The sequence below is a fragment of the Tropicibacter naphthalenivorans genome, assembly GCF_900176475.1.
Classification (GTDB): Bacteria; Pseudomonadota; Alphaproteobacteria; order Rhodobacterales; family Rhodobacteraceae; genus Tropicibacter; species Tropicibacter naphthalenivorans.
The window spans coordinates 1-9,719 of the sequence record NZ_FWXX01000027.1 but is presented as its reverse complement, the minus strand read 5'-3'; the positions used below and the strand labels follow the sequence as shown (position 1 = coordinate 9,719).

Below are 9,719 nucleotides of genomic sequence, written 5' to 3'. Positions count from 1 at the left end.
TTCGCTGCCTGTTTGCCCGATGACACGCGCAGGTAAAGAAAAGCACGTGCCCCGGATCCGCGAAACTTCTTCGTCTTGCTCATGAAATTCGGCCCTCCTGTCGTCTCACAGATCCTCAAGCAGAAGCTTGAGGTCGGGTCTCAAGGATCCTTCGATCGCTTTGAACTCCGCCTCAAGGATGGAATTCGAAACCCTGCATTCCGTGGTTACAGCTGCCGGGTTCCAACGAGATTGCCGGGCGGGTTTGGCGCTGATGGAGGCGCCTACTGACAAGCTCTGTTCCATTCCGGGCGCTGTCGCGGCTCCCGTTTTGCGGCGGTTGATTTTCACGTCTTCTCCTCACCTGTTGCCAAGCGGATTCGATGCCGAAAGCCTGGAGGCCTCCGGTGCGAACTTCCTTTACATCAGACGCACGCAAGGTCGCCTGATGGTTGAATGTGGGGTTGCCCTATCGATCTCATTTCGAGACGCGCCGCACCTGCCGAGAGCTGGTGCTGAGCGGTGATTCTCCGCCCTCGCTGGAACAAAATACAAACTAAACCGGCTGAATCAACAAAAAAGTTCAATAATTTCAGCAACTTATTAGTTGGCCACTTTCGTCGTTCGCGAAGCAAGTTCCCTGCAATTTTCAGTCAATGGTTATCAGTCTGCTAAAGCTGCCCAAGCTATCTTGATGCAGCCTTGGTCGCTCAACCCCGCACCTACGCTTTCAACTGAAGATCGCTGAACCTTGCAAAATCCTGTGCCGCACACATCGTCCGGAAACTCCTTCGAAGCGTGCAATCGTGGTTGTGGATGCCGGAAGACGCCGCAACTGGGCGACCTCCATTGAGGTCAATCACACGGTGCAACAAGTGTACCGGCATCCAGGGGTCTTCAGATCAATGTTCGAGGAGTTCCGCCCTTCGACGCTGCATCGCGACCTCCGCAGAAAGGGCGATGCTTACGTGCCGTGCATGGCATACGTACTGAGCAAGGTGGCGTTCGAACTTGGCGAGTTTACGGCTCTCTTCGGTACCTCCCAGCCAGATGAGGTCACCTTCGTCGCTGCGCGTGGTGATCGGTGCGCCGCCGCACATGTCGATTTCATGAGACAGGCATTGCTGAAACTCATAAGCCTTTTGGATCTCGACGTTGCCGAAGTAGCCGAACTCTTCAATACCCGCGGCCATACGGTCGAATGCTGCCATCGACGGAGACGACATAAGGTGCCTCACTTGGGCCATCTGATCGCGCAGCGCTGCGAATTCCATTGCGGCAAGGAGGGCGATGTCTTTGGTTTTCTGAGCCATTTGAGCTTCCTATTCTGAGGGGGCTGGTGTGTATTCCTGGTCGCAGTGCAATCTTGCACGACGTAACTCGATGTCGCTGACACCATGGGAATATTCAGGGGAAAGGTCCTTCGTGGGCACGGGCGTCACGCAATCCGTCGAGCAGGACACAGATGTCCTCAACCGCAGGATCCATCGGATCGATTTGGGAAAATCGGCTTGCTTCGATGCTGGTTTCATCGCTGACATGGCGGAGTGAGAGCAGGTCGTCGAGCACATCCAATTCACGGTGCAGACGGCGCGTCAGCTGCGGAGACATGGCGATGTCATCGAAGAGCAGCCGACACCGCTTTTGTGCAGCGGGTCCGCCGAGCAGCACAGCGGCGCACTCCAAGGCTCGAACGTTTGACAGAATGAAACACGCTGTCGGCGCAGTAGGGTAGAGATCGTGGGGCATGCGGCAGGAACCTCCTTGTTGCCGGCTTTGACTGGGGCGCCGGTATCGATCCGGCTTCAAAGGCCTCGCGCAGTGCCCGTCTGCGTCTTGGCAAAGAGGATTTTGGTCAGTTTCGCTTCGAGCGAAGCAGATTTTCAAAAAAGTTTTCCCGGAGATCGGAATGGTCGACCGGATTGGATTTCTCTTGATCCATTGGCCGACGGACGCCTTGAGCATTCCCTGCTCTGACCTACGGTTCGCGCTCGCTGAAACTTGGGGCTGTTTGGCTGTCAGTAAGGTGATCTCCCTCAATGTCCCTGGCTGCCTCGCAAAGGTGGCAGCCAGGGACGTTAGGGGAGATCGCGAACCCCTGGAGGTCTACTCCGAAATTACGCCGTTACATCGTCGCGCAGGATCGAATGGCTGTCGAAATTCCCTTCGTAAATGTGAGAAGGGGCTCGCGACGTTTCCCCATCCGGACGGACATCCCAAAGATACTTTCAGCCCGCGCCCATTGCCCGCCCAACTGTCAGACCTCGTACTTGTCTTTGTGCATGGTAACAAAGTAGCGTCAGGCATTGATCTTCTGGTTGAGCAATTCGGTGGGGCGACATGGACAAGCGGATTTTTAGCGAGCGCGATATCTGCACGAAATTCATTACGCCCGCGCTGGTCGCCGCAGGGTGGAACATCACCACGCAGATCCGGGAAGAAGTCAGCTTCACCAAGGGGCGGATCATCGTGCGCGGCAAGATGGTCAGTCGCGGTGAGGGCAAGCGCGCTGACTACATCCTCTCTGCCAAGCCCAACATCCCCATCGCGATCATCGAAGCGAAGGACAACAAGCAGCCTGTCGGCGGCGGTATGCAGCAGGCCCTCGGCTATGCCGAAACGCTGGATATCCCTTTCGTTTTTTCCTCGAACGGTGACGGCTTCGTTTTCCATGACCGGACGGGCACATCATCCGAAGTCGAACGCACCTTGGGCATGGACGAGTTTCCGAGTCCCGAGGAGCTTTGGCATCGCTACAAGGTCTGGAAGGGTCTGACCGACGCTGAAGAAGAGATCGCCCTACAGGACTACCACGACGACGGATCGGGCAAGGAGCCGCGCTACTATCAGGTCAACGCGATCAACAAGACGATGGAAGCGATTGCCAAGGGGCAGGATCGCGTATTGCTCGTCATGGCGACGGGGACAGGCAAGACCTATACCGCTTTCCAGATCATCTGGCGCTTTCGCAATGCTTTCCCGGGAAAACGGGTTCTCTTCCTGGCCGACCGGAACGTGCTGATCGACCAGACCATGGTCAACGACTTCCGGCCTTTCAGCGGCAAGATGGCAAAGCTGTCTACACAATCGAAGACCATCGAGCGCCCGGATGGGACCAAGGAGAGCGTGACCCTTGCGATGGACAAGAAGCGCCGGATCGACTCGTCCTACGAGATTTATCTCGGGCTGTATCAGGCGATCACCGGGCCGAACGAGAGCCAGAAGATCTACCGGGAATTCTCCAAGGACTTCTTCGACCTGATCATCATCGACGAATGTCACCGGGGCAGCGCGTCGGCGGATTCAGCTTGGCGCGAGATCCTCGATCATTTCTCATCCGCTGTGCAGATCGGCCTGACCGCAACCCCCAAGGAGACGGAATACGCCTCGAACATCGATTACTTCGGCGCTCCGGTCTACAGCTACACCTTGAAGCAAGGCATCCGCGACGGCTTCCTCGCGCCCTACAAGGTCATCAAAGTCCATATCGACCGCGACGTGCAGGGGTATCGCCCCGAGAAGGGGCAGTTGGATCGTGACGGCGAAGAGGTCGAGGATCGCATCTACAACGCCAAGGACTTCGATCGCACCGTGGTGTTGGACGACCGGACCAAGCTCGTCGCGAAGAAGGTGACCGAGTTCCTGCGCGAAAGCGGGGACCCCATGGCGAAGACCATCGTCTTCTGCGTGGACCAAGAGCACGCTGCGCGTATGCGGCAGGCCTTGATCAATGAGAATGCCGACCTTGTCGCGAAAAACGCCCGCTATGTCATGCGCATCACCGGGAACGACAAGGAAGGGATCGACCAACTCGGGAACTTCATCGACCCCGAGGCTTCCTACCCCGTGATCGTCACGACCTCCAAGCTGCTGTCCACCGGTGTAGATGCCCAGACCTGCCGCCTGATCGTGCTCGACCGCGAGGTCGGGTCGATGACTGAGTTCAAGCAGATCGTCGGTCGCGGCACGCGTGTGCATGAAGACACCCGGAAACTCTTCTTCACCCTGATGGATTTCCGTGGCGCGTCGAGCCATTTTGCCGATCCCGACTTCGACGGTGAACCGGTCCAGATCTACCAGCCGGGGCCGGACGAACCTGTGACCCCACCCGATGAGACGCCTACCAACAATGATGACACGTCGGTCCCGGATGACATCGGCGAGAACGAGACCATCCTGATCGATCCGCGCAACGACACCATCACAAGCGACACCAACACCGGCCCGCGCCCCAAGGTCTACATCGATGGCGTGGGGGCGGATATCGTGGCCGAGCGCGTCGAATACCTCGACGAAAACGGCAAGCTCGTTACCGAGTCCCTGCGCGACTACACCCGCAAGGCCATGCGCCAGCGCTTCACCAGCCTCGACGATTTCCTGCGCCGCTGGAAGCAGACAGAGCGCAAGAACGCCCTGATCGAGGAGCTCGCCGAAGAAGGCCTGCCCCTCGACGTGATCGCCGACGAACTGGGGCTCGACCTCGACCCCTTCGACCTGATCTGCCACATCGCCTTCGACGCAAAGCCGCTGAGCCGCAAAGAGCGCGCCGAGAACGTCAAGAAGCGCGATGTCTTCACCAAATATGGCACGCAGGCCCGCGCTGTCCTCGAAGCCCTACTCGAGAAATACTCCGACGACGGCGTCATCAGCATCGACGATCCCAAGATCCTGAAAATCAATCCCTTCTCCGGCATGGGCACCGAGGTTGAACTGATCCGGGCTTTCGGTAAAAAGCCAGACTACATCCGCGCCGTGCATGAAATGCAGGCCGCGCTCTACGAAGAAAGTGCCTGATCCATGTCCGTCCGCAACCTCGTCAAATCCATCCAGGACATCATGCGCAAGGACACCGGCGTCGACGGTGACGCGCAGCGCATGTCGCAGCTGGTCTGGATGTTCTTCCTGAAAATCATGGACGACCAGGACGAGGCGCTGGAAATCACCCTGGACGACTACACCTCGCCCATCCCCGACGACCTGCAATGGCGCTCTTGGGCGGCCGATCCCGAGGGCATCACCGGCGACAGCCTTCTGGCCTTCGTCAACGACGAGCTTTTCCCGCGCCTCAAGATCCTGTCGCCGCAGAAAGGCCCCCGCGCCAAGGTCGTGCGCGACGTGTTCGAGGACGCCTACAACTACATGAAGTCCGGCCAGCTCATGCGGCAGGTGATCAACAAGATCAACGAGGTCGACTTCAACAACCTGTCCGAACGCCAGCACTTCGGCGACATCTACGAACAGCTGCTGAACGACCTCCAGAACGCGGGCAACGCCGGCGAATACTACACGCCCCGCGCCGTCACCGCCTTCATGGTGCAGCAGATGGACCCGAAGCCCGGCGAGATCCTCATGGACCCGGCCTGCGGCACCGGCGGCTTCCTGACCTGCGCCATGCGCCACATGCGCGACACCCACATCAAGCGCCCCGAGGACGAGACGCTGATGCAGGCCTCCCTGCGCGCGGTCGAAAAGAAACCGCTCCCCCACATGCTCTGCGTCACGAACATGCTGTTGCACGGGGTCGAGGAGCCGTCCTGGGTCCGCCATGACAACACGCTCGCCCGCCCGCTGGTCAGCTGGGGGCAGGCGGACAAGGTCGACATCGTCCTGTCCAACCCGCCCTTCGGCGGCAAGGAGGAGGACGGGATCGAGAACAACTTCCCCACCTTCCGCACCCGCGAAACCGCCGACCTCTTCCTCGCGCTCATCATCCGCCTGCTCAAGGACACTGGCCGCGCCGCCGTGGTCCTGCCCGATGGCTCGCTCTTTGGCGAGGGCATCAAGACCCGGCTCAAGGAACACTTGCTCGAGGAATGCAACCTGCACACCATCGTGCGGCTGCCGAACTCGGTCTTCAAACCCTACGCCTCCATCGGCACCAACCTGCTGTTCTTTGAAAAGGGCACGCCCACGCAGGACATCTGGTACTGGGAACACCGCGTGCCGGAGACGCAGAAGGCCTATTCCATGACCAAGCCGATCCGGCTGGAGCATCTGGACGACTGCGCCGCATGGTGGGGCGGAGAGGCCCGGGAGGGGCGGCAGGAAAGCGAGCGCGCCTGGAAGGTGTCGATCGATGAAATCCGCGAGCGCGGCTTCAACCTCGACATCAAGAACCCGCACGTCGAGGACGTGGACCATGGTGAGCCGGAAGAACTGCTGGCCGACCTGCAACGCGCCGAGGCCTCGGTCGACCACCTCCGGGCCGAGCTGAAGGCCATCCTGACCGAGGCCCTTTCCCGATGACTGGCGGCGCGATGAACGCGGAACGGTTGCTGGACGTCTACGAGCAGATCAGCGAAGCGCCGGATGCCATCGCCCGGCTGCGGCGCTTCGTGCTGGATCTGGCGGTGCGTGGGAAGCTGGTGGAGCAGGATGCGGCGGATGAACCAGCTCAGTCCCTCGTTGGAAAGATAGAAGCTGAGAGGAAGCGCCAAGCCAAAGACGGCGAGATCAGGAAGAGGGACGCCAAGGCTGTCGCAATGCTGCCTCCTCCATACGAGCTTCCCGCGTCATGGACTTGGATCGCGGTGGGAAACTGCTTCGTCTATGACGCGGGCGCGAAAACGGACCCCAAAAATCTGGTTGAGAACCGCTGGCTTCTTGAACTTGAAGACGTCGAGAAAGACACTGGGCGCCTATTGCAGAAATTGCTCGTTTCAGACCGAGCTTCCAAAAGCACCAAGTCATGTTTCAACGCTGGTGACGTCCTATATGGGAAGCTTCGACCATATCTGAACAAGGTAATCGTAGCCGACGACATGGGGTATTCGACAACAGAAATCGTCGCGATCCGACCATATCTTCCGCTTTATTCAGCCTATGTCGCCTTAGCTTTTCGGCGGCCAGACTTCGTCGATTATGTCGAACGAAAGGGCCAAGGCACGAAAATGCCAAGGCTCCGCACTGAAGATGCAGTCGTCGCACCTTTCCCGCTCCCCCCTCTCGCCGAACAGCACCGGATCGTCACCAAGGTCGATGAGCTCATGGCGCTCTGTGATCGGCTGGAGGAGGCCCGCAAGTCGCGGGAGGAGGTGCGCGACAAGCTTACTGCCGCCAGCCTCATCCGCCTGACCGCCCCGGATACCATGGAAGAGGACTTCCCCACCCACGCCGCCTTCGCCCTCGAGGCACTCCCCACCCTCACCACGCGCCCCGACCAGATCAAGACCCTCCGCCAAACCATCCTCAACCTCGCCGTCCGCGGCAAACTGGTGGAGCAAGATGCGGCGGATGAACCGGCTTCCGTATCGTTGGAAAGGATTGCAGAGGCCAGAGATGCTGATGCGAGCCGGAAATCGAAACGTGCGCGCGGGCTGCCGCCATCTTCCGAGACAGAAGCGTCTGAGTTGCCAATCGGATGGGAAGGTGTGCGACTATCGGACATCGCAGTTTCCATGCGCTATGGGACCTCAATCAAGTGCGGGGCGGACACTTCTCTCGTCCCGGTTCTCCGAATTCCAAACGTGTCTTCAGGTGAAGTGACCTTGGACGACATGAAGTTCGGCCCCCTGAACGAACGAGAACAGGCGGACCTTGCTTTGGCCACCGGCGATCTGCTGATGATCCGCTCGAATGGCAGTCTCGATATCGTTGGACGCTCGGCCGTGGTGCCCGCCGAAGCCGACGGCATGGCGTTCGCTGGATATCTCGTGAGATTGCGCACCGACGTCGAGCATCTGAATACCAAGTACGTCTGGATGGCGATGAACTCGCAACTCATCAGGGATCAGATCGAAAAACCGATCAGATCTGCGGTCGGATTGAAGAATGTAAACCTGACTGAGTTCGGAAACCTGTCTTTCTGGCTACCTCCCCTCGCCGAACAACACCGCATCGTCGCCAAGGTCGACGCCCTCATGGCCCTCTGCGACCGGCTGGAGGCCGCCCTGACCACCGCAGAAACCACGCGCACCCGCCTCCTCGAAGCCCTCCTCCACGAGGCGCTTGAGCCCGCCACCGACACTCTGGAGGCCGCCGAATGAGCGAGAACGTCGACTGGGCGCGCGTCACAGCCTTGCTCGACGATCTCTACACCGCTGCCGATGGCCTCGAACGGATCTTCCCCGGTCGGAAATTCACCCTGGACGGCCATCTCGTCGGCAGCATCGGTGAGGTTGTCGCCGCCTACATGTTCGACCTCGACCTGAACCCGGCCTCCACCCACGGCCACGACGCCCGCGCCCGCGATGGCCGCCAGGTGGAAATCAAGCTGACCCAAGGTAGCCGTGTCGCCATCCGCCACGAACCCGAACACCTGATCGTCCTGCACCGCCCCGCCGGCGGCCCGATCCGGGTGGTCTTCAACGGCCCCGGTCCCGTCGCTTGGGCCGCCGCAGGCGCGATGCAAAAGAACGGCCAGCGCCCAATCTCGCTCTCTCGCCTGACCGGACTGTCGAACGATCTGGCCGAGCAAGACCGTCTGCCGGTCCTGCGCCCACCGCCCGTCTGATACATCGGGCGTCCAAAGCCCGCCTGCCAAGGAAATCCACGTCATGAACAACGGCCTGCCAGAAGGCAAACGCATCCGTATCCGTTCCTTCTACGGCTTCAACCCCGAGGACGCGGGCTATGTCGGCTGGTCCAAGGAAACGGACCGCGACGCCTACCTGCGCAAGCTGAATGACGGCGACCTGATCATGATCTACGGCGCCAGCACCTCCGAGACCAAGAAGGCCGAGCGGTCCTACGTCCTGGGCTTCCTCGAGATCGAGGCCCGCCCCATCCGGGATGCAGACAAGTCCTCTGACCTTGCCTTGCAGGAAAAGCGCGAAAGGGGATGGGCAGACCGGTGGACCCACGCTCTCCCCGTCCGTCGGGCATGGCGCACGGAAGAGAAGATGATGATCGGACGGATCGCCTTCAACTCCTACCGCTCCGAAGCCGGGCAAGCGCTTGCTGTGCACGGTGCCGAACTTGATGACGCCGAGATCGAGCAGGCCCTGAAGCTCAAGGTCCGGGAGGTCAACGTCTTCGGCGAACCCCCTGTGGAAACGGATGAACCAGGGACGATCCCGTTCGGGCAGGTATTCAAACCGTCCCGGGCCTTCCCCGGCAGCCATGGTGAGCGCACGGCCAACTACCAGGACGGAGAGGCCTACGTCTACCTCGCCGTCTTTGAAGGCGACGGGCATGCGCTTCTCAATCGGCGGAAGGAGTTCGCCGACAAGTCTGTGGCCATGAAGATCGGCGTTTCGAACGACACCAAGCGGCGGATGGCCGAATTGAACGCAGGCATCCCCCCGGCAGCCCGCGGCAAGTGGACGATCAGCATGATCTCGCAACCTTTCGCGGACAAGAAGTCGGCCGAGGCGAGCGAAGCACTTTTCAAGGAACAGGCTCAATCTCGACTGGAAAGCCTGGGCCGAGAGTTCTTCTGGGGCAAGCTCGACGACGCCAGCTCCGTCTTCTGGTCCTTGCCCGGCATGGCGCGATTTTCCACGAAATAGGCCGCTGACATCCTGCGGTATCGTCATGGTGGGCGGACTGCCTGCGCCGCAACGAGACGCGTGCGCAAAGCACTTCAGTGCGCCCTGGTTAACGCTGTAAAGCGAAGCTGCTTGGTCGCGCAGGCAATCTTTGCGATAAATGGTGCCCGGTATTGGGTTTTACAATCAAGGCCAGCCGGTACTCCGACCAACAAACGGGCCGAATTTCATGAGCAAGACGAAGAAGTTTCGCGGATCCGGGGCACGTGCTTTTCTTTACCTGCGCGTGTCATCGGGCAAACAGGCAGCGAA

At 59.9% G+C, this 9,719-nt stretch carries 8 protein-coding genes; 5 read left to right on the top strand and 3 right to left on the bottom strand.

The features are described from left to right. Positions 1 to 105 precede the first annotated feature (105 nt). The 3 genes from B9A11_RS21305 to B9A11_RS20930 form a co-directional block, all read right to left on the bottom strand. Positions 106 to 330 carry a hypothetical protein gene (locus B9A11_RS21305; RefSeq protein WP_143595966.1) on the bottom strand — a complete coding sequence of 75 codons (225 nt, stop codon included), beginning with the start codon at positions 328 to 330 and terminating at the stop codon, positions 106 to 108. 551 nt (positions 331 to 881) lie between these two features. Next, a complete protein-coding gene (locus tag B9A11_RS20935) occupies positions 882 to 1,292 on the bottom strand; it encodes a hypothetical protein (RefSeq protein ID WP_058249581.1) in 411 nt (136 codons plus the stop codon). A gap of 94 nt (positions 1,293 to 1,386) precedes the next feature. After that, the gene (locus B9A11_RS20930) at positions 1,387 to 1,728 is read right to left on the bottom strand and encodes a hypothetical protein (protein WP_058249580.1); all 342 of its coding nucleotides are present in this window, start codon (positions 1,726 to 1,728) and stop codon (positions 1,387 to 1,389) included. Positions 1,729 to 2,319: 591 nt separating this feature from the next. On the opposite strand from B9A11_RS20930, the gene hsdR reads away from it, so the two are divergent. Genes hsdR through B9A11_RS20905 form a run of 5 tightly spaced genes read left to right on the top strand, consistent with a single transcriptional unit; the run spans position 2,320 to position 9,428 of the window. Then, positions 2,320 to 4,773 (top strand): EcoAI/FtnUII family type I restriction enzme subunit R, encoded by a 2,454-nt coding sequence (gene hsdR / locus B9A11_RS20925; RefSeq protein ID WP_058249579.1) that lies wholly within the window; start codon positions 2,320 to 2,322, stop codon positions 4,771 to 4,773. Between the two features lie 3 nt (positions 4,774 to 4,776). Further along, positions 4,777 to 6,225: a class I SAM-dependent DNA methyltransferase gene (locus B9A11_RS20920; RefSeq protein ID WP_058249578.1), complete on the top strand. Its 1,449-nt coding sequence runs from the start codon at positions 4,777 to 4,779 to the stop codon at positions 6,223 to 6,225. Beyond that, on the top strand, positions 6,222 to 7,964 hold the full coding sequence (locus B9A11_RS20915) for a restriction endonuclease subunit S (RefSeq protein WP_058249577.1): 1,743 nt from the start codon (positions 6,222 to 6,224) through the stop codon (positions 7,962 to 7,964). Before B9A11_RS20920 ends, B9A11_RS20915 begins: the two co-directional genes overlap by 4 nt. Continuing rightward, positions 7,961 to 8,431 carry a DUF6998 domain-containing protein gene (locus B9A11_RS20910; protein ID WP_200807332.1) on the top strand — a complete coding sequence of 157 codons (471 nt, stop codon included), beginning with the start codon at positions 7,961 to 7,963 and terminating at the stop codon, positions 8,429 to 8,431. The genes B9A11_RS20915 and B9A11_RS20910 overlap by 4 nt, the downstream gene beginning before the upstream one ends. 43 nt (positions 8,432 to 8,474) lie before the next feature. After that, the gene (locus B9A11_RS20905; RefSeq protein ID WP_058249576.1) at positions 8,475 to 9,428 is read left to right on the top strand and encodes a GIY-YIG nuclease family protein; all 954 of its coding nucleotides are present in this window, start codon (positions 8,475 to 8,477) and stop codon (positions 9,426 to 9,428) included. The last annotated feature ends 291 nt before the right edge of the window (positions 9,429 to 9,719 follow it).